This window comes from Pantoea sp. Nvir (assembly GCF_009829915.1).
Classification (GTDB): Bacteria; Pseudomonadota; Gammaproteobacteria; order Enterobacterales; family Enterobacteriaceae; genus Pantoea.
Map to the genome: position 1 here is coordinate 113,483 of NZ_SZZW01000001.1, position 24,323 is coordinate 137,805.

Annotated in this window: 16 protein-coding genes and 3 tRNA genes; 3 read left to right on the forward strand and 16 right to left on the reverse strand. The window is 40.9% G+C overall.

The window, feature by feature from the left end; all coding sequences use genetic code 11:
* Positions 1 to 49: 49 nt before the first annotated feature.
* From acpP to rluC, 7 genes are all read right to left on the reverse strand, one after another.
* A complete protein-coding gene (acpP, locus tag FD729_RS00435) occupies positions 50 to 286 on the reverse strand; it encodes an acyl carrier protein (protein WP_159931337.1) in 237 nt (78 codons plus the stop codon).
* 152 nt (positions 287 to 438) lie between these two features.
* Complete coding sequence (fabG, locus tag FD729_RS00440) at positions 439 to 1,173, reverse strand: 3-oxoacyl-ACP reductase FabG (protein ID WP_159931338.1); 735 nt, start codon at positions 1,171 to 1,173, stop codon at positions 439 to 441.
* A gap of 10 nt (positions 1,174 to 1,183) precedes the next feature.
* Complete coding sequence (fabD, locus tag FD729_RS00445; protein ID WP_159931339.1) at positions 1,184 to 2,116, reverse strand: ACP S-malonyltransferase; 933 nt, start codon at positions 2,114 to 2,116, stop codon at positions 1,184 to 1,186.
* 14 nt (positions 2,117 to 2,130) lie between these two features.
* Positions 2,131 to 3,084, reverse strand: coding sequence for a beta-ketoacyl-ACP synthase III (locus FD729_RS00450; protein WP_159931340.1), 954 nt, complete (start codon positions 3,082 to 3,084; stop codon positions 2,131 to 2,133).
* The gene (gene plsX, locus FD729_RS00455) at positions 3,085 to 4,125 is read right to left on the reverse strand and encodes a phosphate acyltransferase PlsX (RefSeq protein ID WP_159931341.1); all 1,041 of its coding nucleotides are present in this window, start codon (positions 4,123 to 4,125) and stop codon (positions 3,085 to 3,087) included. It abuts the gene before it with no gap.
* Positions 4,126 to 4,150: 25 nt separating this feature from the next.
* Positions 4,151 to 4,321, reverse strand: a complete 171-nt coding sequence (rpmF, locus tag FD729_RS00460; RefSeq protein WP_159931342.1) for a 50S ribosomal protein L32 — start codon at positions 4,319 to 4,321, stop codon at positions 4,151 to 4,153.
* An 804-nt stretch (positions 4,322 to 5,125) separates the two neighbouring features.
* A complete protein-coding gene (rluC, locus tag FD729_RS00465; RefSeq protein WP_159931343.1) occupies positions 5,126 to 6,094 on the reverse strand; it encodes a 23S rRNA pseudouridine(955/2504/2580) synthase RluC in 969 nt (322 codons plus the stop codon).
* Between the two features lie 591 nt (positions 6,095 to 6,685).
* Here rluC and rne point away from each other — a divergent pair.
* On the forward strand, positions 6,686 to 9,655 hold the full coding sequence (gene rne / locus FD729_RS00470; RefSeq protein ID WP_159931344.1) for a ribonuclease E: 2,970 nt from the start codon (positions 6,686 to 6,688) through the stop codon (positions 9,653 to 9,655).
* A gap of 414 nt (positions 9,656 to 10,069) precedes the next feature.
* On the opposite strand, the gene murJ is transcribed toward rne, so the two are convergent.
* On the reverse strand, positions 10,070 to 11,599 hold the full coding sequence (gene murJ, locus FD729_RS00475; protein ID WP_159931345.1) for a murein biosynthesis integral membrane protein MurJ: 1,530 nt from the start codon (positions 11,597 to 11,599) through the stop codon (positions 10,070 to 10,072).
* A 639-nt stretch (positions 11,600 to 12,238) separates the two neighbouring features.
* Here murJ and grxB point away from each other — a divergent pair.
* Both grxB and pyrC read left to right on the forward strand, forming a co-directional pair.
* Entirely contained in the window at positions 12,239 to 12,904 is a 666-nt protein-coding gene (gene grxB / locus FD729_RS00480) for a glutaredoxin 2 (RefSeq protein WP_159931346.1), read from the forward strand.
* 829 nt (positions 12,905 to 13,733) lie between these two features.
* The gene (pyrC, locus tag FD729_RS00485) at positions 13,734 to 14,780 is read left to right on the forward strand and encodes a dihydroorotase (protein WP_159931347.1); all 1,047 of its coding nucleotides are present in this window, start codon (positions 13,734 to 13,736) and stop codon (positions 14,778 to 14,780) included.
* A gap of 548 nt (positions 14,781 to 15,328) precedes the next feature.
* Here pyrC and FD729_RS00490 read toward each other — a convergent pair.
* From FD729_RS00490 to pgsA, 8 genes are all read right to left on the reverse strand, one after another.
* On the reverse strand, positions 15,329 to 16,303 hold the full coding sequence (locus FD729_RS00490) for a rhodanese-related sulfurtransferase (protein WP_159931348.1): 975 nt from the start codon (positions 16,301 to 16,303) through the stop codon (positions 15,329 to 15,331).
* 1,648 nt (positions 16,304 to 17,951) lie between these two features.
* Complete coding sequence (locus FD729_RS00495; protein ID WP_159931349.1) at positions 17,952 to 18,167, reverse strand: YceK/YidQ family lipoprotein; 216 nt, start codon at positions 18,165 to 18,167, stop codon at positions 17,952 to 17,954.
* Positions 18,168 to 18,298: 131 nt separating this feature from the next.
* Positions 18,299 to 20,854, reverse strand: a complete 2,556-nt coding sequence (gene mdoH / locus FD729_RS00500) for a glucans biosynthesis glucosyltransferase MdoH (protein ID WP_159931600.1) — start codon at positions 20,852 to 20,854, stop codon at positions 18,299 to 18,301.
* The gene (locus FD729_RS05265) at positions 20,847 to 21,005 is read right to left on the reverse strand and encodes a hypothetical protein (protein ID WP_236421722.1); all 159 of its coding nucleotides are present in this window, start codon (positions 21,003 to 21,005) and stop codon (positions 20,847 to 20,849) included. The genes mdoH and FD729_RS05265 overlap by 8 nt, the downstream gene beginning before the upstream one ends.
* A gap of 2,307 nt (positions 21,006 to 23,312) precedes the next feature.
* Positions 23,313 to 23,396: transfer RNA gene (locus FD729_RS00510), tRNA-Leu, on the reverse strand.
* A 5-nt stretch (positions 23,397 to 23,401) separates the two neighbouring features.
* Positions 23,402 to 23,472, reverse strand: a tRNA-Cys gene (locus FD729_RS00515).
* Positions 23,473 to 23,517: 45 nt separating this feature from the next.
* Positions 23,518 to 23,593: transfer RNA gene (locus tag FD729_RS00520), tRNA-Gly, on the reverse strand.
* Positions 23,594 to 23,745: 152 nt separating this feature from the next.
* Complete coding sequence (gene pgsA, locus FD729_RS00525; protein WP_159931350.1) at positions 23,746 to 24,294, reverse strand: CDP-diacylglycerol--glycerol-3-phosphate 3-phosphatidyltransferase; 549 nt, start codon at positions 24,292 to 24,294, stop codon at positions 23,746 to 23,748.
* Positions 24,295 to 24,323: the final 29 nt, after the last annotated feature.

The window sequence follows — 24,323 nt, forward strand, 5'->3', positions numbered from 1 at the left end:
AAAATCAGGCGGTCGAGCGACCGCCTGAAGGTATTCATGAGCCTTAGCCTTAGCCTTGATGGCTATTGATGTAGTCGATTGCCGCCTGAACGGTAGTGATTTTCTCAGCTTCCTCATCTGGAATTTCAGTATCAAACTCTTCTTCCAGAGCCATTACCAGCTCAACGGTGTCAAGAGAATCAGCACCCAGGTCTTCAACGAAAGATGCAGAGTTAGTTACTTCGTCCTCTTTCACACCCAGCTGCTCAGCAATGATTTTCTTAACGCGTTGTTCGATATTGCTCATACTATTTAATTTCCTATCAAAAATCGCTTTCGCGATGGTTTTCGTAGTGTGTAAAATGCTGAAAAGATGCAATAGAATCCCGGCTGTTCGAACCACGATTTTATGGCATTTTGCGATTTTTATCGCATGTAATGCAAATGATTTCTTAATTATCAGGCCATATACATGCCGCCATTGACGTGTAGCGTCTCACCGGTAATGTATGCTGCTTCCTCCGAAGCTAAAAATGCAACAGCATCGGCGATTTCCTGTGCATTGCCTAAACGACCTATCGGAACCTGAGTTAAAATACTAGAATGCTGCTCTTTACTAAGTGAATGCGTCATGTCCGTCTCAATAAAGCCAGGAGCCACGACGTTTACGGTAATGCCACGTGACGCGACTTCACGTGCTAATGATTTACTAAAGCCAACTAAACCTGCCTTGGCTGCTGCATAGTTTGCTTGGCCTGCATTGCCTATAGCTCCAACAACGGACCCAACAGTAATGATACGTCCTACACGTTTCTTTATCATGTCACGCATAACCGCCTTACAGAGGCGAAAAACGGAAGTCAGGTTGGTATCTAAAATATCCGTCCATTCGTCTTCTTTCATACGCATCAACAAATTGTCACGAGTAATGCCTGCATTATTGACCAAAATATCTACTTCGCCAAATTCTGTGTGAACCTTCTCTAGCATGCGATCGATCGATGTAGGTTCGCTCACATTTAGTTGCAAACCTTTACAGTTATCGTTAAAATAGGCGCTAATTGATTCTGCACCGCTTTTACTTGTGGCGGTTCCGATAACCTTACCACCCTCTCTTACCAGCGTTTCCAGGATACGACGACCGATACCACGGCTTGCACCAGTTACCAGAGCAACTTTACCTTTAAACCTCATGATTTTCTTTTTATTCCTGTTTAAGTGCTGCAGAAAGAGACGTCGGATCATTAACTGCTGCAGCAGTTAAGTTGCACATAATGCGTTTAGTCAAGCCCGTAAGCACTTTTCCTGGTCCCATCTCTAGGATATGAGTAACGCCCTGGGATGCCATAAACTCTACGATTTCAGTCCAGCGAACTGGATTATAGAGCTGACGTACTAACGCGTAACGGATCTTCGCTACTTCGCTTTCGCATTTTACGTCAACATTATTGATCACTGGAATCAAGGGTGCGTTGAAAGTAATTTTCTCCAGCGCAATCTTTAGTTTAGTTGCTGCTGGCTTCATTAGTGCACAGTGTGAAGGTACACTGACTGGTAGCAGAAGAGTGCGTTTTGCACCTGCTGCTTCACAAGCCACGCGAGCGCGCTCGACTGCCTCTTTATTTCCTGAGATGACTATTTGTTTTGGGGAATTAAAATTAGCCGGAGAAACAACTTGTCCCTGTGCACTTTCTTCGCAAACTTTGTAGATCGCGAGAGCGTTAAGACCTATAATAACCTGCATTGCTCCCATGCCCTCTGGCACAGCTTCCTGCATTAATTTGCCACGTAGTTCAACCAACTTAATAGCGTCAGAGAAAGCCATCACGCCTGCGCAGACGAGAACAGAATATTCTCCGAGGCTGTGACCAGCCATCAGGGATGGCTGTTTACCACCTTGTTGCTGCCACACTCGATAGATTGCCACTGACGCAGCCAGCAGCACGGGCTGCGTTTGCCAGCTTTTGTTCAGCTCTTCAGCTGGTCCGTTGCTAACTAGTTGCCATAAATCATATCCCAGCACCTCAGAAGCTTCGCAGAAGGTCTTTTTCAGTTGTGGATACACTGCTGCTAGCTCTGCTAACATGCCTACGTTCTGTGAGCCCTGACCAGGAAAAACAAATGCAAATTTCGCCATTTTTAGCCTGTGCATTAAAAACGAATCAATGCGGAACCCCAGGTGAATCCACCTCCGAAAGCTTCCAGCAGAATTAATTGTCCAGGTTTAATACGTCCGTCACGGATGGCCTCATCCATTGCGCTGGGCACTGATGCCGCCGAAGTATTTCCGTAACGCTCGAGCGTAACTACTACTTTGTCCATGTCCATACCGAGCTTTTTCGCCGTAGCGCTGATAATGCGCAAGTTAGCCTGATGTGGTACTAGCCAGTCGAGCATTTTACGATCAAAGTTATTAGCTTGCAGGGTTTCGTCAACGATATGCGCTAGTTCAGTTACGGCCACTTTAAACACTTCATTGCCTGACATAGTCAGATAGGAGGGTTCACTATGATTGGCGCGATCCTGATATGGCAGTGTTAACTGATGACCATAACGGCCGTCGGCATGCAGATGAGTGGAGATAATGCCCTGCTCTTTGCTCGCGCGCAATACAACTGCGCCTGCGCCGTCACCAAACAGAATAATAGTACCCCGATCCTTCGGGTTAAGAGTACGTGCTAGCACGTCGGAACCAATCATTAGAGCATGCTTCACTGCTCCGTTTTTAATATACTGGTCCGCTACGCTCAAAGCATAGGTGAAACCCGCACAGGCGGCTGCAAGGTCAAATGCAGCACAATCGTTGATACCTAGCATCTGCTGTATCATGCAAGCCGAGCTGGGAAAGGCGTGGCTAGATGATGTAGTTGCGACGATAATGAGCTCAATCTTGCTGGCCTCAACGTCCGCCATCTCCAACGCGCGCTGCGCAGCAGTGCATCCCATGCTGGCCACAGTTTCATTAGGTGCGGCAATGCGTCGCTCTCGGATGCCAGTTCGGGTGACAATCCACTCATCTGAAGTCTCTACCATTTTTTCCAGATCCGCATTCGTACGTACCTGGCTAGGCAAATAGCTGCCAGTACCGATAATTTTGGTAAACATCTAGGCTTTGTCACTCCTGCCTAATACAGTATTAAGGCGTGCAGCGATTCGTGCAGGAATCTGCCGCTGTACCGTTTGCGCTGCCTGCTCTATCGCCATAGTAAACGCGCTTTGATTTGCTGCGCCGTGGCTTTTGATAACTGTTTCTCGTAATCCTAACAAACAAGCGCCATTATATTGGTCGGGGTTGAGATGCCTGAAGTACTGCGCCAGATGTCTCTGGATCCATCCTCTAAAAAATTTCAGCCACCACGAATGTTTTTCTCTTTCTTCTGAGAACGGTAAGAGAGAAAGAAACATCTTTACCACTCCTTCCATGGTTTTTAGTGTGATATTTCCGACGAACCCGTCACACACTAGTACATCTGTCTTGCCAGTCAGTAAATCACTTCCTTCTAGGTAACCAATATAGTTAATGTGAGCAGATTTTTTCAGAATACTGGCAGCCGTTCGAATGCTCTCCAGTCCTTTAGTTTCTTCGTGACCAATATTTAGTAGAGCAACACGTGGATTAATAATCTCTAGTACCTCTTCCGCTATGACCGCGCCCATCATAGCAAACTGTACAAGCATATCACTGTCAGAATCTACGTTACCGCCCAAATCGATCATTACCGTTTTCCCGCGCTGCTGATTTGGTAGTAATGTCATCAATGCCGGACGCTTAATTCCGTCCAACGGTTTTAACATTAATTGCGCTAGCCCCATCAGAGCGCCTGTATTGCCAGCACTAATACAGGCCTGAGCTCGCCCCTCTTTTACTAGCTCTAATGCAAGACGCATCGAGGTACCGTGGCTATTGCGAAGTAGTTGAAAGGGACGTAAATCACTTGCAATAACCGATTTTGCAGGAATAACTTGCACACAACCTAGTAAAGAGGAATTTGTTTTAGCAAGCCATGGAGTTATAGTATCGGGAATACCGACGAGAAGAAGATCTAGATGCGATCGAGAACTGAGCGCCCGTAGAGCCGCAGGCACTGTCACACGAGGACCGAAATCCCCGCCCATGACATCAATTGCTAAAGTCAAACGTGCCAAGGTACCGGTTGATAAACCTAAGTTATTACTTGGTAATAACCTTACGACCTCGATAATAACCATCAGCGGTAATATGGTGACGCAGATGCGTTTCGCCAGAAACTTTATCTACTGACAGGTTTATACTTGTTAGTGCGTCGTGTGAACGACGCATGCCACGTTTAGAACGTGTGGGTTTATTCTGTTGCACGGCCATAATAAATTTACTCCTTTAATTTTTAACTTTCTACACTAGTTTATTTAATAAAATATATTGATTTCTTCTTGGGAAATTTGCCAAAGGCTATGTCAATGTATCTGAGACTTCAGTGTGTTCAGAGTAATGCACTGGTACCTCATTGATTATGATAGGATATTATACTAGGCATAGCCAGTATGGCAATTTTTCCAAAGGGATATCTAGTTGCAACATTAAGATTAAAATTAAGAAGTGAGAACTTAACTATCAATCGCAAATGAAATAATACATTCTACACTACAGGGCGCTTTGAAAACTTAAGACCCTCCTAATGGTTACTAAAATTTAGTATTAGGGAAGATTTCACATTCTGTATATAGCTTGTATACTAATTTTGTGAGGTGACGGAGTCAAAGACAAGAGTTCATTTTACAACATTTTCACCCGTTAGTCACTAGCCTATTGCCATCCTGATTTCCTAGTTTAGATCTGAATGCTCGACGGCGAGATTGCCGATAAATTTACATATTACCTTTACCATTCTGTAGCTACAGAATGGTAAAGTCTATTACTTTTTATACTACGTTACCTTTCTATACACCCACGGAGGAGGATGCGGTCGTGCGTTAAGCTTTTTATCATACGCTTTAGCTTACGTTGACAACAATATATCTACTGTTATACGTAGATACGTAAGGAGTAGTGTAATAAGTAGCAATTTGCATTACGCGAAAATTTTAAAAGTAACGACCGATGATATATATAATGTATTATGCTAAGAGAACTACCCCATAAAACTTGGGACTGTTAGTAGCAGCAGAACTAATCTATTTTATTTTTTCTCTGTCGTAGCACCTTTATACAGCGGTTGAGTGCATCATCAAGTGGCGCCTCTAAGCGAAGGGTTTTACCGCTATTGGGATGGGTAAAGACTAGTGCAGCGGCGTGTAAAAAAAGACGACGTAAGCCCGTATTTTCTAGTTGGCTATCGAAGTCACGTTCACCGCAGCGGCCATCAAACGCTATAGGGTGTCCAGCATGTAGGGCATGAACACGGATCTGATGTGTACGCCCTGTAACTGGACTCGCTTTCACTAGCGTAGCAAAAGAAAAACGCTCCTCAACTTTAAAGAGCGTCTCTGACGGTTTACCTTCGCTGCTGACGCGTACTACACGCTCACCGCTGTGTAGAATTTTCTTCAACAAAGGCGCCTGCACCACTTTTAAATTCGACGGCCAGCTACCGCGTACCAATATCAGATAATCCTTTTGCATAGATCTTTTGCGCAGCTGTTCGTGTAGAGTAAGCAGTGCCGAACGCTTCTTCGCTACTAGTAACACACCAGAAGTATCGCGATCAAGGCGATGCACAAGCTCAAGGAAACGCGCCTCTGGTCGAAGTGCGCGTAGCCCTTCTATGATACCGAAACTTAGCCCGCTGCCACCGTGTACTGCCGTACCAGAAGGTTTATTTAGTACCAGGATGTAATCATCTTCATAAAGGATGGCTTCATTCAATGAAGCCACCTTCTCTAGCTTTGGTGACACTGTCTGATTAGTACTCTTAGCTATGTGCACCGGAGGAAGGCGTATCTGATCACCCTCTTCAAGTTTGTAGTCAGGCTTAATGCGCTTTTTATTCACCCGTATCTTACCTTTGCGCATAATGCAATAAATCATGCTTTTCGGCACGTGCTTAAGTTGGCGATTGCATAAAAAATTATCAATACGCTGTCCGGCATTTTCAGCAGAAACATTAATGAATTGTACACTTAAATTCTCATTCTTCATGTTGATAATTCTAAATGGAATTCTGAAATAGTGCTATCCTTTTTTCTCTGCTTATTTTCTGTGATTAATTTTTTACTGATTTATTTCGTAAGAAAGTACATCTGGCGTCTACTTTTCAGCATTCCATTCAATATTAGGCAATATTTAAAACATTAAACATCACTAATCTTAATCAAGCTATAAAAGTCGCCTTGCTATATCAAGGTTAGCAATGGAATAATACTTGCATTTCTCACCTAATCTCCTTCAGGAGATAAATAGAGAAAATTAATCCTTTTGCCGAATAAAACAGACATGCATCAATAACGTAAGATAGAATGTTAATTCAGGAAGTTCTCAGGATGCATGTTACATGTATTGAGGGAATTTTGGAATGCAGGGGGGGGTTTTAAATATCTCTTAGGCATTTCAGCATAACAGCGCTGTTTTTTCTTATAAAAAACAGGCCAACGACGTTATTTCTCTCCTCGCACAGTTGATAACCGGAAGGTTAACGTAAAACATTTAAGCAAAGTGACCATCGATAAACATTCGTACATGGTAACTACGCCCCAGCTTTGTCACTCATGTGAGAATAACGAGTCAGAAACGATGAAAAGAATGTTAATTAATGCAACTCAGCAGGAGGAGTTGCGCGTTGCCCTTGTTGATGGGCAACGCTTGTACGATCTTGATATTGAAAGATTTGGACACGAGCAGAAAAAAGCTAATATATATAAAGGTAAAATTACACGTATTGAACCCAGCCTTGAAGCTGCATTTGTTGATTACGGCGCCGAACGTCAAGGTTTTCTTCCCCTTAAAGAAATTTCTAGTGAATATTTTGCAACCGACTCCAATGCGACCGGGCGTCAGAATATTAAAGACTTGCTGCGTGAAGGCCAGGAAGTAATAGTGCAAATTGATAAAGAGGAACGCGGTAATAAAGGTGCAGCACTGACTACTTTTATCTCCCTAGCAGGTAGCTATTTAGTGCTGATGCCAAATAACCCACGTGCAGGCGGCATTTCTCGCCGTATTGAAGGCGATGAACGAACGGAGCTAAAAGAAGCTCTTTCCTCACTAGAGCTGCCAGATGGCATGGGCTTAATAGTACGTACTGCTGGAGTCGGTAAATCTGCGGAAGCACTGCAATGGGATCTGAGCTTCCGTCTAAAACACTGGGAAGAAATCAAGAAAGCAGCAGAAAATCGTCCGGTAGTGCCTTTCTTAATATATCAGGAAAGCAACGTAATCGTTCGTGCCTTCCGAGACTACTTACGCCAGGATATCGGTGAAATTCTAGTCGATAACCCGAAAGTACTTGAGCTGGCGCGTCAACATATTATTGCTCTCGGGCGTCCAGATTTCATCAGTAAAATGAAACTTTATACAGGGGAAATTCCGCTATTCAGCCATTACCAGATAGAATCACAAATTGAGTCTGCCTTCCAACGTGAAGTACGTCTACCCTCTGGAGGTTCTATTGTGGTCGATACTACTGAGGCTCTAACCGCTATTGATATAAACTCAGCGCGCGCTACGCGCGGTGGTGATATTGAAGAGACGGCGTTCAACACTAACCTTGAAGCTGCTGATGAGATTGCACGTCAACTGCGGTTACGCGACCTTGGGGGGTTGATTGTGATCGATTTTATCGACATGACACCGATGCGTCACCAGCGTGCAGTGGAAAATCGCTTACGTGAAGTGGTACGTCAGGATCGAGCACACATCCAGATGAGTCATATATCGCGATTTGGACTACTGGAAATGTCGCGACAGCGTCTTAGATCTTCGTTAGGGGAGTCTAGCCATCATGTCTGTCCGCGTTGTAGAGGTAGTGGCACTATTCGCGACAATGAATCGTTATCATTATCGATTCTACGTTTGATTGAAGAAGAAGCGTTAAAAGACAACACTAAAGAGGTACATGCAATTGTCCCAGTGCAGATTGCTTCTTACCTCCTGAATGAAAAACGTGAAGCAGTAAACGCAATTGAGAAGCGACAAGGTGGTGTTCGCGCGATTATTGTACCGGACGACACCATGGAAACTCCGCACTACTCTGTAGTGCGTTTGCGTAAAGGCGAAGAAGTGCAAACTTTTAGTTACCTTCTACCGAAACTTCATGAAGCGGAAATAGCTCTACTATCAGAAGAAGAAAATGCCGAGCGTCGTAATCCAGAGCAACCTGGGCCGGGCTTTGCTATACCTGACTCATTTTCGTTACAGTCAAAACCCTCGGTGGAGCAATCCACTGCTATCGTGCCTACTATCGTAAACGGTAGCGGGTTCTTTAATCGCCTGTGGAAAAAACTGTTCAGTAACAGTGAATCCAAGCCGGTTCCAGTTAGCGCAGATAAGATACCACACAAAGAAATTCTTGAAGAGAGTGGAATCAAAAAAGATCGCAGCAACCATCTTAAACACTCCAACAACTGGCGTAATAATAATCTTTACGAGCATATAGCGCGTGAAAAAAGCGAATCTTCTTGCGACAATAGCAACTTGCGTGACAATAAGGGTCATCTTCCCCAGAACGAGACATGTGTAGAACACGGAGATATTATTTTAACCAACGTCACTAGTCAGAAACGAGAACAACACCATCAGTGTCATCGTGAGGAAAAGAAACGAACACAACAACAAAAAGTGAGTCAGCTTGTTGAACAAACTATCTCTGAAATTGTCGAAACAACACAAAAAAGGGAAGAAGGGCGCGTTCAGGTAATGCTGAGACGTAAAAGTCGTCAGCTAACGCAAAAAGTGCGTCACGTCGATGAGAGCGAGCAACAATCGGCAACAGAAGATGTCGAGGTAATGCTAGAGCTTGCATGTAGCACACTACAAAATAAAGAACTTTTGATTGAACAGAAGAAAGTACAAAACTGCGACGACAGCAACGTGCCGTGCCGTTCTCCTTATCATCTACGCGCCGGTGGCCAACGTCGCCGTCGTTACCACCGTGCCCGCTACCCTGCCAAGTCTACAATACCCTTGGCAGCTGCTTTTACTTCACCAGAGATAGAATCTGGTGAAGTTTGGGAACATCCTATCCCTAAATTAATTAAGGCGAAAAATACACAAAAAACGCTGGAATATAGACATGAAGGGGCCTGCAGAGCTATAAGGACACAGACCACCGACAACGAATATCAAGGTAAAATGCCATTAAGGCTCATTACTGATGACGCTATGCATTTTGATATTCTGGTCAACCACGATAATCATGCGGACATTCCAGATGATCAGTCAGGAGAAGAAACACAAGCAGTAGTGCCCGAAATAACTGCTGAATCCGCGCCGAAAGTTCCATCAGAGACAAGAACACAGATTAAGAAAGTGCTAAACACGCCGGTTAGCAACCTGTATGTATCACAGGATTTTATCACCCGCTGTTTCAAGAATCACGCTTTTGCACCAATAACTAAAGTGCCAGTGCCTAAATGGCAACCAGAACCAATACGCAACAGCGACTGGACACGTTCACCCTTCACTTTTGAAGGCAAAGGTGCGGCAGGAGGTCACAGCGCTACTCATCATGCAACCGCCCCAGTGACCCAACCTGAAACCGTTTAATCGGCCAGAGTAACAGACTTACATCTTTTTATATTTTTTTACATAAAAAACATTGCTTTAAAGCTGCATTTTTTAAACTATGATTTTTAAGTTATATGAAAAGGGTATATGTAAGTGGGTGTTGTTAACTTATATCCACAAACTTAGCAAGGCACGATTAAATACTCAGATTATTTTAGAACGGTCTTAATGAGTCCACCAAAATTTTATTTTAGTTATGAGCTGTGCTTATAAAGCATAAAATAGTCTGGATGAGAGAAGTAATGAACAATGGATAGAATAGCTCATTAGGATGAAAAAAATCCTGCGTGAAATGGGATATTTTCAGGTAAATCTTTTTTAAGATTTCTCAAAATCAAAAACTGCCTCATAGCCTAAAGAATAAATTAGTTTATAACATGAAAAAAGAAAGCATCATAGATCCGTCTGTTTCGCGAAATCACACAGCCGAAATCCAAGTAGTACTAACATTAAAAAATAGGCACTTCCTCCGGCTGCTAATACTTCCACTAGACGTAGCAGACGCCACAGCATGTTGCCCGTTTCCCAAGCCAACATCCTATAGAGGACGCTAAGCGTTGTAGCCATAACTCCAACAGCGATTAGCAGGCGTAAAAGAAAGCTCGCCCAGCCAGGCTGAGGTTGAAAAATTCGCTTTTTACGCATTTGCCAATAGAGTAGTGCAGCATTCAAACAGGCACCGAAGCCGATTGAGAGCGACAGACCAGCATGTTTCAGTGGGCCAATGAAAGTTAGATTCATCAGTTGTGTCATTACTAGAGTAATTATAGCGATCTTTACTGGTGTCTTAATATCCTGGCGTGAGTAGAAGCCTGGAGCCAATACTTTTACTATGATGAGTCCCATCAGCCCCACCGAGTAGGCAATGAGCGCATGCTGTGTCATTAAAGCATCAAAGGAAGTAAATTTGCCGTACTTAAACAGAACGATTGTTAAAGGACCAGAAAGAATACCCATAGCCACTGCGCTTGGCAGCGCTAGAAGGAAGCAGACACGTAGTCCCCAGTCCATCAAGCGAGAATATTCATCATTATTTCCACTGGTAAAATTCTTTGCTAGAGACGGTAGTAAAATAGTGCTGAGTGTCACACCCAGTACTCCAGACGGAAACTCCATAAGACGATCAGCGTAATACATCCAAGAAACTGATCCGGAGACGAGGAAAGATGCGAAAATAGTATTAATGATCAGCGAAATCTGGCTGACGGAGACACCGAGGATCGCCGGTCCCATCTGATGTAGTACTCGCCAAATACCTACGTTCTTCAGGTTAAGACGCGGCAACACTAACATACCAATTTTCTTCAGATACGGCAACTGATAGCAAAGTTGCAACACGCCGCCAACTAGAACTGCCCATGCTAGCGCCATCACAGGTGGATGAAAATACTGTGCGGCGAAAAGAGAAAAGCTGATTATACTGATGTTCAACAAAGTTGGTCCAAAAGCTGGAAGGGTAAAACAATTCCAAGTGTTAAGAATTGCGCCTGCCAACGACGCTAGAGAAATCAGTACAATATAGGGAAAAGTCACACGTAGCAGCGCGCTAGTCAATGCGACTTTATCGGAGGAAAAACCAGGTGCAGTCACTAATATCACCCAAGGTGCAGCAATTATTCCAAGTATTGTCACCAGTGCTAGCACCAGCGTTAATAAACCAGAAACATAGGATATAAAACGCCGTGTCGTTTCATCACTTTGCTGACTTTTGTACTGTGCAAGAATTGGCACAAATGCCTGAGAAAATGCTCCTTCCGCAAAAATACGGCGCAACAGGTTAGGTAACTTAAAGGCAACGAAAAAAGAGTCTGTGGACATTCCAGCACCGAATACCCATGCGACAATGGTGTCGCGGACAAAACCCAATACACGAGAAAGTAAGGTGACAGAACTAATTGCTACCAGTGATTTTAATAGATTCATAATTGGCGCACCTCCTAAAAAATTAGAAAATCAGCTAATTTAGAAAGAGCAGCCAACAGTACAGCTAATGGTCTGCTACCACAGCGAAAAATAATCATCACAGAACGTTACAGAGCGTGATGCTCTTGCATAATTGTACCACACTTTTCCACCAGAGGCTACATCAAGTAATTCTATAGTTCCGCTAGGCACCTGATACTTCACTCTTTCTGACAAGATCAGATCTCTAGTACAATAGTACACTAGTAATTACCAAATAGACTGGGTTTTTATACTGAATGTTTCACAGAAAAACCAGTGTACGTATATGAATTTTAGTTTTAAATTTGCAGCGTCTCCCAAGAAAAAAATTTATACTAGCTACATTAGTACTGTTCATATTATCATTTAAGGATTTATGAAAAAGGATTGGAATAGTACTGCTTACATACGCAGTGCCCCAGAGTTACTTAAAATGTCATGCACTTAAAATGTCCAGTACAACTGGAATAACCCTAATTCTTATTTACACCCCCTATCGCTTTGATAGTAATCTGCTGGATTGCTGGATTTGCCCTAATATATATATTTTCCCATTCTTCCAGCAATGTTCTAATTGGAATTAACTCAATTCATTTTAAATATGAAAAGGATACTAGAATGAAACTCTATATCTACGATCACTGCCCCTTTTGTGTCAAAGCAAGAATGATTTTTGGCCTAAAAAATTTACCAGTGGAGCTCATTATAATGCGTAACGATGATGAAGAGACGCCAACTATGCTCATTGGCCAAAAGATGGTGCCTATTTTGCAAAAAAATGACGGTAGCGTGATGCCTGAAAGTCTTGATATTGTGCGCTTTATTGATAAAAGTGACGGCAAACCATTACTGATAGGTAAAACTAACCCAGAGATAAACGCCTGGTTAGCACATGTAAATAGCTATATTAATAAACTTCTGTTTCCGTGTTTTGCTAAAGCCTCTTTCGTCGAATTTGCCAATCCAGAGGCAAGAGATTATTTTCGCAGGAAAAAAGAAGCGTCGGCCGGCAATTTCTTCGACCTAGAGAGACAAAAAATCCATTTGATTAAAAATATTAGCAATGATCTAAAACAACTTGACAAGATAATCGTAAAACCTAATGCAGTAAACAGCGAGTTATCGGAAGATGATATTCACCTCTTCCCGTTACTACGCTCGTTAACGCTGGTGGCAAGCATTGACTGGCCTAACCGCGTGGCGGAATACCGCGACAATATGGCTGTATTAACTCAGATTAACCTATTATTTAATTCTATTAATAGTAATGAGAAACCGTCATGAAAAGTACGAGGTTGATTCTCATAATCCTTGCTTATAATAAGTGCGGCATGGACCTAACATTCAGATACCATCAACCTATAGATACCTATCTTAGCTGATAAGCTCATAATATAATAGAGAATGCATCATCAGATTTTGATGGGCCTCTTTTTTCATTCTAATGTATTATTATAGTCAATGTACGGTAGTACAGCATTAGCAAACAAGTAATGCAGAAAATACTAGAAAGGTAAAGAGAGAGGGCAACGAATATAAAAATATATTAGTTAACTGTTCTAATTAACATTCATATTTCATCTAACTAATCTTAACTTAAAGAAGTCATAAAGAGCCTGTTCAGACCACGCTTTTTGATAAGAGCTAAGATCAATATTAGCCTTGCTGCTTCTTATACAGGACAGGTAGGAAGTATGAATATACAGCTAAAATGCAATATTAATAGGACATTATTAGCATAATATATACTAAAATTAGTAAAAAATTGACGTTCGTTCCATTACATTTATTAAAAATTTCATTTCCCCAGAAGTCTGCTAATATGCTGAACGAGCGTTGACCGGAGTAAAAAGGTTAAGAGCTTGTAAAAAAAATTCCTAAAGAAACTGAAACGGAAGTAAGAAGCCTGTCCAGATAACCATCCTTATACTAACTATGAAATACTTATAGAATAGGACTGAAACACAACTTCCTACTTTTTACACACTTAACTACATCCCATCTATGCATATTTTTTCTATAAGAAAAAATGTAAAGAAACATCCAATGCTTTATGCTTTGGAACCTACTTATCCTATCCCTTTGCATCTCCTAAAGAGTCGGAACTTCACTGATGACTGCACATTCTCAGCAACTTATCATTCGCCGCCCTGACGACTGGCATGTTCATCTTCGTGACGGCGTAATACTTAATACGGTTCTACCTTATACTAGTGCATTCAATGGACGTGCTATAGTAATGCCTAATTTAGTGCCGCCGGTAACCAGCATCGCCGCTGCATTGGATTATCGCAAACGTATTCTTTCTGCACTACCAGTTGAGCATCGCTTTACGCCTCTAATGACATGCTATTTAACTGATTTTTCAGATCCTGATGAGATTGAAAAAGGCGCTAGCACTGGCGTCTTTATAGCTGCAAAACTCTATCCCATGCACGCCACTACAAACTCTAACCATGGAGTTACCAGCATTACCGCTATCAGTAATGTTCTTGAACGTATGCAAAAGATTGGCATGCCGTTATTAATTCATGGCGAAGTAACCAACACAGCAATCGATATCTTTGATCGTGAAGCACGTTTTATAGAGAGTGTATTAGAACCGATGCGCAAGCAATTTCCAGAATTGAAAGTAGTACTAGAACACATCACCACACAGGAAGCAGCACAGTATATAGAAGCAGGCGACGAAAAACTTGGTGCTACGATTACACCACAACATTTAATGTTTAATAGAAACCACATGTTAGTAGGTGGCGTGCGACCACACTTCTACTGCTTGCCGATTCTCAAACGCAACGTACATCAGAAAGCATTGCGTAAAGTAATCGCCAGCGGCAATGTACGCTTTTTTCTCGGCACTGACACTGCACCGCACTTACGTCATCTTAAAGAAACAAGCTGCGGTTGCGCGGGTGTTTTCAACGCACCTATTGCGCTCTCTGCTTACGCAACAGTATTTGAAGAAATAGATGCTCTACACCATTTGGAAGCTTTTTGTTCAGAGAATGGACCGCGCTTTTATGGTCTACCATTTAATGAAAATTTTATCACTCTAGTACGTGAGCCTTGGAAGGTTGAAAAAGTCATTAGTATAGAAGAACATACACTTGTGCCTTTTCTAGCAGGAAAGACATTTCACTGGCGAGTGAAAATTTAATCTACGTTTCCATTAGATCTCCGACATAGTTATTACATAGAAGTGTGTAGTAGTTTACATTAATTCTTCTACGCACATATGAATCTTCTTATATTTAAGCTCATCTCTCCGGATAATCGGAGAGATGAGCTTACTGGCGTAGGAGGGTGTTTTTCTCTCTGTAGTACTGGAGATGCTTTTTCTTTAAAACTAGAAAATGATGTAAAGGCAGCTAACTCTCTGATGAACTAAAAGCTCAAACAAAGAGAAATTTGCAAGTATCAGAGGTATTTTTAGTGGCTCGAGAAAGCTCTAAGACCAAGTTCAGCACAGATAAAGTCATCAAGCAAAATTTCATTTTTAAGTCGCAAAATTCGTACTTATCGACCTAACATCAAACTTATACTAGAGAACTATTTTGATTTAGTACACTTCTCGATATTTTTTGAAATTTTTGAACCCATTAATAATAGTTAACGCAGTGACTTTAAGTATTTTGTTGCTTTCACTTCTCTACATAATAACTCAAACAACGCGATTTATTAAAAAACTTGTTGAAATTTACGGAATCAACACAATGCACTGGACTCGTCTTTCTTATCCGACAATAAATGCAATTTATCCATACAAAATACGGTACAGCACTTGTGATACTTTACTGCACAGTTTGAACACTGAATAAAGAGCGAATGACAGCTGTCATTGAAGCAATTTTTGTGTGTATCGCAAGGTGTACCACACTGATGGCAGTACGATAATACATCGTTAGAGATACGTTCACCCATACGTTCGTCGAATACGAAGTTTTTACCTTTAAAATGTACCGGTAACCTCTCTTCACGGGCACGCCGCACATATTCGATAATGCCGCCTTCAATGTGATAGATTTTTTTAAAACCATTGTGACGCATCCAAGCACTCGCTTTCTCGCAGCGGATACCGCCAGTGCAATACATGACTATTTTTTTCTGTTTCTGTTGCTGTAGCATCTCTACTACCATTGACAGCTGATCACGGAAAGTATTAGCGGGGATTGATATTGCGTTATCAAACCGACCTACTTCATATTCATAGTAGTTACGCATATCCACAAATACTGTATCTGGATCGCATAGCATGGCATTAACTTCTGCCGCTTTAAGGTAAGTACCAACATTATGGGCGTTAAAGCTAGCATCTTTGATTCCGTCTGCAACAATACTATCACGGACTTTCAGTCGCAACACCCAGAAAGATTTGCCATCGTCTAGCGCAATATTCATCCGCAGTTTATCAAGCTCTGGAGAAAAACCGTACAAAAAAGTTTTCATCTTTTTATAGAGTTTAGTCGGGACGCTAATTTGCGCATTAATGCCTTCATGAGCTACGTAGATGCGACCAAAGACCTTAAGTTCGTATAGGCTGAGATAGAGCATATCGCGAAAAGCTTTAGGATCAGCAATATAGAAATATTTATAGAATGAAACAGTAGTGCGTGGTTCGATCTCCGTCAACATACGCGCCTTTAATTCTTTATTATTAACAATGTTATATAACACTGGCATGGTATTCATTCCTATTTTTAAGAGAATTTCAACTCTAGATATGATACAGAAGTACACTAAGGCGCAAAGAAAATTTATATGGATATGATTTATTCATATAATAACTTCTTGACTTTCCTTTTTTAGTTTTTAATAGCATTTCGTTTATTTTATAGTAGGGGCAAGTAACTAAAGTTAGAAAATTAATAAGATACTTGTACTTGATCGGTGCAATATGTGAGGTAAAATTTTTACATAATCCTATAATTACGAATTTTATGATAAAGTTCTCTATACAATAATTTTTAGACTTGGCCTAGTACTTCTTTCCTTCATTTTCTGATCCTTACCCGTAAGATATATATGTTGGATTACGTTTGAGCTATCCACCCACTATGCGATTTCTGAAATGCTGAATGACTGCCCCTATCACAACTTAGAATATTAATTAATATAGAGTTAATTGAAATTAATATCACACAGTGTTAATGTCACCAACATATTTAAAGTTAATCTAAATACTTATAGATGGAGAATCTTCAGAAAGATAAAAACACATAGTAAATCTGCTTGTAAGAAGAGTATGCCTCCTAACACCGGAGTTATGTAATATACGTAAGCATATATCTCTTTGTAGAATATCCATCAGCTAATTTTAAGATAGGAACAATATGTTTATAAAAAACCGCACTTTTTAGTATCTACATACTATATATTTCCTTTAGCATCTTAAAAGTCACCAGAGGTACATTATGAAAGATGTAATGAATATTTAGTCGTTGCAACATTACAATCTTAACCGATGTTTAAGATTGTTATCAGATACACCTGACCTTAATAATTGCATAGATATCAAGGTGAGGTGGTGTGCCTTATTTCAAAATTAATGATCTACTTAGTATAGATTAGATTAATTGTAATCGTAAAAAGGAAGTAGTGTAGTAGCAATCTTAACAAGTAGATATTATAGAGCAAAAAGCACCACACCGAATACTAGTACTAAACTAAAAATAAAGAACCAACAATAAAGCTCCCGTGTATTTTACAAATAAGTGATGTTAACAGATGGTGTATTATATTATCTTTAAATAAAGAAATAGTATGTTATAAACCCACATAAGAAATTAATTTCAATTAAAGTTGTTAACGATGAGACCTTTTTATTGGTATTTAATATAAAGTAACTTACGTTAGGTGTAGAAATTATTATTATTTAAGAGAGTAGAAATTATGATGGTTTCTAACAGAGTGTGTCTGTTATTTTACTTTTTAGATTAGATCATACCATGTATGTTACATACATGGTATGATCTTTCTGACTATCCCAAAATTAGGGGGGATAATACTAAAATTAATCAGTTTATTTTATAAACGTATTGAATATAAACTAGAAATATAATGTAGAAACTCAGATAGAGTTGTTAGGATAGAAAGACGACAGTAGTTAATTTATAGTATTTTTGATCCACAGCGGTAAGGTAGTACAAACTTTGTTTTTAACTAAAGTCATGATGGAAGTAAGTACACTGCACATCAAGAGTGGTTAACAGAAAATATTTTGTAGAAAAAGAATAAAAGCGAATGGAGGTTTAATCCTCTGCTCAAAAACGAAAAGAACGAAACAGCAGAATGCTAAGGAAGAATAAGATTGCTTACTGTACATACTTACTCATAAGTAAGGCCCATATTGAGCATCAACCGGGAAAATCATAGTATTAACTATCATAAACATAGGCAAATCAAGTATAGTCAGCATCCTCCATAAGCCATCACCATGGACATCGCACTGTAAGCCAAAATAATATTTACGACCATGTCCTCCTCGTCCAGTCAGGCTGCGTCTGATAATACTGCCGTATCCACTTAGTGTCAGTGCAATTAACACTGCCCCAGTTTTTCATTAGATTTTTCACATGTGATACTCACTTTTAAGAGTTGCTATTGTCATTAATGTGCTTGGAATTTTTTCGCTCTTTTAAGTTAATAAAACGTATGAAGTTGTGAAAGTTACCAAACTTAACTAGCTTGTGGCGGTAGTGCTAATGGGTTAAGCTTCAGCTTTTGATAGTTTTCTAACCATTGATGATATTTATCACCGTCTTCCCACAAACGTGTGTGTAATCGTGCTAGTACCACTGGATCGTTAATCAATTGTAAACGTTGCTCAAGATTTAGCTTCTCTGGAGCGTTGCTCAGCGCTTGCTCAATACAACGATCTCGCGCGTAATCCAGTAACTGGCTCCGCTTATGACGAGATGTTGCTAGCGCCGTAGCTAGCGCATTGAACGCTGGATGGAATAGCGCATGCATAAAGCCGTGTTTCAGCGCACGTTCACGATTTATCTGCAGATAGCGATCGGTATCCAACAGCTCTTTTGGCGGATCGTGTTCTTCTGGTATCAGAAATAGCCTAGCACGCTTACTTTTTAAGCCTACCGTTGCACGGCTTGACATGACTGATATGAAGGGCGACAGAATCAGCGAAAAGACAATCGGAGCTAGCCACCACAGGAAGTTGATATACAGTGCACCTATACTAACCGCCCAGATGATGCCTAATAGCATTTGAAAGCCGTGACGACAGAATGCTTCGCTCCACGGCGTGGCGTAATCATCGCGCTGCGGAGAACTCCACACCACCTCCCAGCCCCAAAAGGCACCTATCACAAATACCGTATGGAATAGCATGCGCACCGGTGCCAGTAGCACGGAGAAAAGCATCTCTAACATCAATGAAATAAAGAGACGAAAAGCACCACCATAAGGCTGTGGACCCTTTAACCAAATCAGTACTACGCTAAGTAGCTTAGGCAGAAATAAAAGGAACATAGTGGTAGAGAAAAGTGCGATGGCTTGTTCGGGCCGCCAATGCGGCCCGAACAAGAATAGTTGTCTTGGCTGCAGAAAGTATGTTGGTTCTATCAGAGTATATACAACTTGTAATGCCGTAGAAAGCGTAAGGAACATGAACCAAAGTGGCGCCGAAAGATAGGACATCACTCCCGTCAAAAATACTGCACGATGAACTGGGTGCATATCTTTAACTAAGAACAGTCGGAAATTCATCAGATTACCGTGGCACCAGCGGCGATCGCGTTTCAACTCGTCTAATAAGTTAGGTGGTAATTCTTCATAGGATCCCGGTAAATCGTAAGCGATCCAGACTCCCCATCCAGCGCGGCGCATCAACGCTGCTTCAACGAAGTCGTGGGAGAGGATAGAACCAGCAAAAGATCCCTCTCCCGGAAGTGGAGCCAGTGCACAGTATTGAATAAAGGGCTTGACACGGATAATTGCATTATGCCCCCAGTAGTGGGACTCGCCAAGCTGCCAGAAGTGGAGACCGGCGGTAAATAGCGGACCATACACGCGCGTTGCGAACTGCTGGCAACGAGCATAGAGTGTATCCATTCCTGATGCTTTCGGCGAAGATTGGATTATCCCGGCATTTGGGTTCGCTTCCATCATGCGTACCAAACCAGTGATACACTCACCACTCATTACGCTGTCTGCATCGAGTACGACCATATAGCTATAGTTTCTACCCCAGCGACGGCAGAAGTCATCGATGTTACCACTCTTACGTTTCACGCGTCTCCGGCGGCGACGATAGAAAATTTTACCAGCGCCAATAACGTCTTGCACTAGCTCCATCCACGCTTTTTGTTCTGCAATGGCAATGTCAGGATCACAGCTATCGCTCAGCACGTAAACATCAAAATGTTCCTTGTTACCAGTACGTACAACCGATTCCCAAGTCGCACGTAGGCCAGCGAAAACGCGCTCTACATCTTCATTGCAAATTGGCATAATCAACGCAGTACGGTGTTCTGGATTCAGCGGCTCTTTGCTAATAGTCAAATATGTAATGCTATATTTACTACGCCCAATTAGTAATTGTAAAAAACCCATCAATGCGGTCCAGAAACCTGCAGAGACCCAGCAGAACAAAATCGCAAAAAGAAAGAGAATGATGGTCTGTAAAATATACGGCAGTATCTGAGTTACCGATTGCTGCCATTTCTGATCAAAAATCTCCATAAGAGAAAATAACTTCCAGCCTTGATAAGGCAGAATAGTTTTCATATACCAAGTTGCGACTACCGTCTGAAAAACAGTCAAAACCAAGAGCACGTAACGTCTTATTAAGCCAACATTACGCCACCTTTCTTCAGAGCTCTGCTCTTCTGCATTCGCGTAGCGATGTTTCAATTTTTTACCGCGTATCGAGTTCCATGCACGTACTATCGGATTAGTTCGCCAAGCTTCCGGAAACATTAGTGAACGTTTTACCTCAGGTGTCGCTTTCAGAGTAGTGCGATCCAGGTAATCTTTACCAAATTGCGCTCCGTTAGCCAACGAATCTGGCCATGCCATTTTAACCCGTGCTGACACGGACTTAAGCGGCGCATCATCAAGACGATCGCTGGCGGCTACATCCTGACCTAGCGTATTGTGTAGAAAGTGAAATGTCTCAGTATGCTGCAGCGAAGCTTTTAAATGTGCTTTACCTGCCGTATTCAGCGGTAAAGCTTCCACATAATTTTGAGAAATAAATGTCGGCTTATTCATTGGCAGGTAACTCATCGCTCCAAGTTTCCGTCAATGTCTTATATCCGCACACTAGTGCGGTGTATATTTTAGTAAACTGCTTTTTATTTATAACACTCAGAAGATGCAGCAGCACTAAACTCCAGCTTTTAGTAGCCTGGTTATAGTGCATGATTTTGCTCCATTAATTCACCGTTGTTGCCTACTCCGACTCTAGTTATAATCTGAGTATTCCCCTTATTGCTTGGCCTACGTAGTCAATGATAAAAGCAATAAGTCTGTTCAATTGACGTACTAGATTGGATTTCTTGACAGTTTTCGCCAAAAGCAGCGTATTTTTTATCCATGCGGTATAGTCATAATAAAGTTTTTTTTTCCGTCATGTGTAGAGTGTAAAAGGTAACTAAAGTACATCTCTTTCCCGAGATACAGTAATTTTTTTGGCGTCCAAAAGACAACAATATTAATCTTTGATTGAGTATATTGTCGGAATTTTAATCTGTGCCACACTGTCTTTACCCCAGTTGCTCGAAGGTACAACAACCCGCTAGAGCTAGAAGCCGTATAACATGCCTATCATAAAAATCCTGATAGTGGCTACAATAGCGGCTAATCTACAACAGCCCAAAAGCTTTTGGGATTTCAATTGTATAATCGCTCAATAAAACATTTTAAAATCTGTAAAATATAAATTTTAAATTGATTAATCATTATATTAAAAGTGATACAGATGAAATAGTCAGGGCTGTATTTAATTTTAGTACTCTATGATTAGCCGTCACTTCGCTGAATTTTACTAGCGTATCAAAATACATGTCCTGATGGTAGCACTCTCAATCTTTAACTGCATAAGTAGTCCACTCCAGTAAGCTTTATCGTGGTTAAACTTGATCTGCGGATAATCAACCAATGTTAATTTACGAAACTGATAGGGTAAATTGCTCTTATACGACTCAGAACTTTTCTCTGCTAGCATCTCAGATTTTTTTTTGCTATTGCTATATAGTTAAAGGTAAACATCGAGCTATTAAGGCACATAAAGTTAACAAAATTGGAGCATCACCCCAGTGCATCTTCATTTGTTCACCCTTATTTTTCACTGTAATTAGTAAATTTTCACTTTTATGTGCCAAATGTAACATTGTTTATGTTAAAGGATAATTCGATTTTCGAATAGCGTATCCTAAAGAATATTTCATGGTTTTATAAGGGCTATTTTTTCTTTTAGGAAAATTAAATGTTCTAGAATCAAATGGTAGTATACGCTGCTTATAATGAGTAAAAGTTTTCTTTTAGCAAAAAATCCGGTTAAGGAGAAAAATTGATAAAAAGTGCTAAAAACTGCAAGTATATATTTTCTCAATTCCATTCGCGCATATTTGATATTGCTTAAATTTATGTTTCACATCTTCCTAATTGACTCCACAAAAAAATGGGCTACTAACAGTCAGGGATACTTGCTTTAGTGAACTGCACTGAATAATTTTATTAATTCATTTCATGTGCAGTAAGACTGATTACCCCTCCGCAATTTTTTACATTAGGCACTTTCTCAAAGAGGATAAAGAACTAAACAAACCCTTACTTCTTACAGCAGATTCAATAATCTAATATGGAAATTAATTTCTTATGTTTCTTGTCGTACTAATCATATTGATCGTTCTTGGTATGGTTACTTTCAACTATCTATAGCAGTGGAACTGTTATTGATTACATCATGAAAGGATAGTATGGGCTCAGTTTGATATTGGTAGTGTTAAGTTATTTGCTGTTGTGGGATACTTTTTAGTAAGCGGTATATATTTTCATGAGCTACTGAGGGAGAACTTGTCTAGTATTCTACTGAATCAGACACTTTTTTGCCCTTTTTTATGCTTCGTGTACTGGCTTGGTAATCACACTTGACTCAATAGAATATTAATGAGCTTGCATCCGTTAATGTACTTCGGCACAATTCTGGCCTTTTTCACTTTAAAACATAAGCTAGTTTTATAAAAACGGCAGAGTCTCTTCTATGAGGTTGATGTATGTATTTCTCCTGATAGGGCCCTGCATGTTTAATGGCTACTGTATCTTTAAGTATCGTCTGAGTAACTCATATTCACAGTGTATTATCTAGCCGATGTCTCTTTATTTATCTAGTACATGTACATGGCTGCTCTACGGCATTTTATTACGCTACTGATATAAAAAATACTGGGTTTTCTCATTGTTTTGATGATTGTATTGGGTGTGATATTTATACTCTATAAGATAGATCTATTGAAATTATCGCTATGCTTTCTTTTCTATTTATTCTTCTTTAGATAAATAGATAAACCGTTAGTTTTGGAGAATTTTGGATATCTATAAAAACGAGCAGCGCTAAACTTTAAAAGTTATTTAATCACAGTAACCACTAAACTAGACGCGCCTTTTATGTTTGAGAGAACATAATATTAGTTAGCATCATTAAGAAAGATATGGATATAAGAACTAGTACCCGGAGCGGGACTTGAACCCGCACAACCTAATGGCCGAGGGATTTTAAATCCCTTGTGTCTACCGATTTCACCACCCGGGCAACGGAGGCGCGTCCCGGAATCGAACCGAGATAGACGGATTTGCAATCCGCTGCATGACCACTCTGCCAACGCGCCTTTATTCTTTGTGCCAATCAGGATAACCCTCCTGACCTGCTAACCTGGAGCGGGAAACGAGATTCGAACTCGCGACCCCGACCTTGGCAAGGTCGTGCTCTACCAACTGAGCTATTCCCGCGTTATTCAGCAAATACAGTACCTACTGCTTCTTATCCTATAGAAGCATTGCTGCCATTTGATAGCGACATATTCTACTGACTTGACGCGCTGAGTCAATAAAATAATTATCTGCACAGATTATCCATTGGATGTTTTTTTAAATTTGATTGATCAGCTATCGAACAAATCGCTATGTGCGGCACTTAAGTATTGATACATCGACCAAAATGTAAGCATAGCAGCAACATAAAGCGCCACAACACCAACAGAAATGACCAGAGTATTAGGTCTCCACAATAGCGCAACCAACGACACCATCTGTGCTGTAGTCTTTATTTTACCGATAGAAGAAACAGCGATGCTACTGCGTTTTCCTATTTCAGCCATCCACTCGCGTAGTGCTGATATAATGATTTCTCGGGCAATCATAGCGGTAGCCGGCAAAGTGATCCACCAAGCATGAAAATATTCTGCTACTAGCACTAGCACAATCACCACCATAACTTTATCAGCCACTGGATCAAGGAAGGCACCAAAGCGTGTGGTTTGTTTCCATCGCCTCGCAAGAAAACCGTCAAACCAGTCGGTTGCGGCGGCAATAATAAACACTAATGCGGTAACGCATGGCGCCCAATGGAACGGGAGATAGAAAGCTAGAACGAAAAAAGGTATAAGCACAACTCGAAATAGGGTGAGACATGTCGGAATATTAAATTGCATATGCTAGTCACTGTTTGGAATAGGTATGA

Coding starts and splice junctions, on each gene's coding strand:
- FD729_RS00450 (WP_159931340.1), bottom strand. CDS start 3,084: ATGTTTACCAAAATTATCGGTACTGGCAGCTATTTGCCTAGCCAGGTA.
- murJ (WP_159931345.1), bottom strand. CDS start 11,599: ATGAATCTATTAAAATCACTGGTAGCAATTAGTTCTGTCACCTTACTT.
- fabG (WP_159931338.1), bottom strand. CDS start 1,173: ATGAGGTTTAAAGGTAAAGTTGCTCTGGTAACTGGTGCAAGCCGTGGT.
- mdoH (WP_159931600.1), bottom strand. CDS start 20,854: ATGAATAAGCCGACATTTATTTCTCAAAATTATGTGGAAGCTTTACCG.
- FD729_RS00490 (WP_159931348.1), bottom strand. CDS start 16,303: ATGCCAGTGTTATATAACATTGTTAATAATAAAGAATTAAAGGCGCGT.
- acpP (WP_159931337.1), bottom strand. CDS start 286: ATGAGCAATATCGAACAACGCGTTAAGAAAATCATTGCTGAGCAGCTG.
- pyrC (WP_159931347.1), top strand. CDS start 13,734: ATGACTGCACATTCTCAGCAACTTATCATTCGCCGCCCTGACGACTGG.
- rpmF (WP_159931342.1), bottom strand. CDS start 4,321: ATGGCCGTGCAACAGAATAAACCCACACGTTCTAAACGTGGCATGCGT.
- rne (WP_159931344.1), top strand. CDS start 6,686: ATGAAAAGAATGTTAATTAATGCAACTCAGCAGGAGGAGTTGCGCGTT.
- rluC (WP_159931343.1), bottom strand. CDS start 6,094: ATGAAGAATGAGAATTTAAGTGTACAATTCATTAATGTTTCTGCTGAA.
- pgsA (WP_159931350.1), bottom strand. CDS start 24,294: ATGCAATTTAATATTCCGACATGTCTCACCCTATTTCGAGTTGTGCTT.
- FD729_RS05265 (WP_236421722.1), bottom strand. CDS start 21,005: ATGCACTATAACCAGGCTACTAAAAGCTGGAGTTTAGTGCTGCTGCAT.
- grxB (WP_159931346.1), top strand. CDS start 12,239: ATGAAACTCTATATCTACGATCACTGCCCCTTTTGTGTCAAAGCAAGA.
- fabD (WP_159931339.1), bottom strand. CDS start 2,116: ATGGCGAAATTTGCATTTGTTTTTCCTGGTCAGGGCTCACAGAACGTA.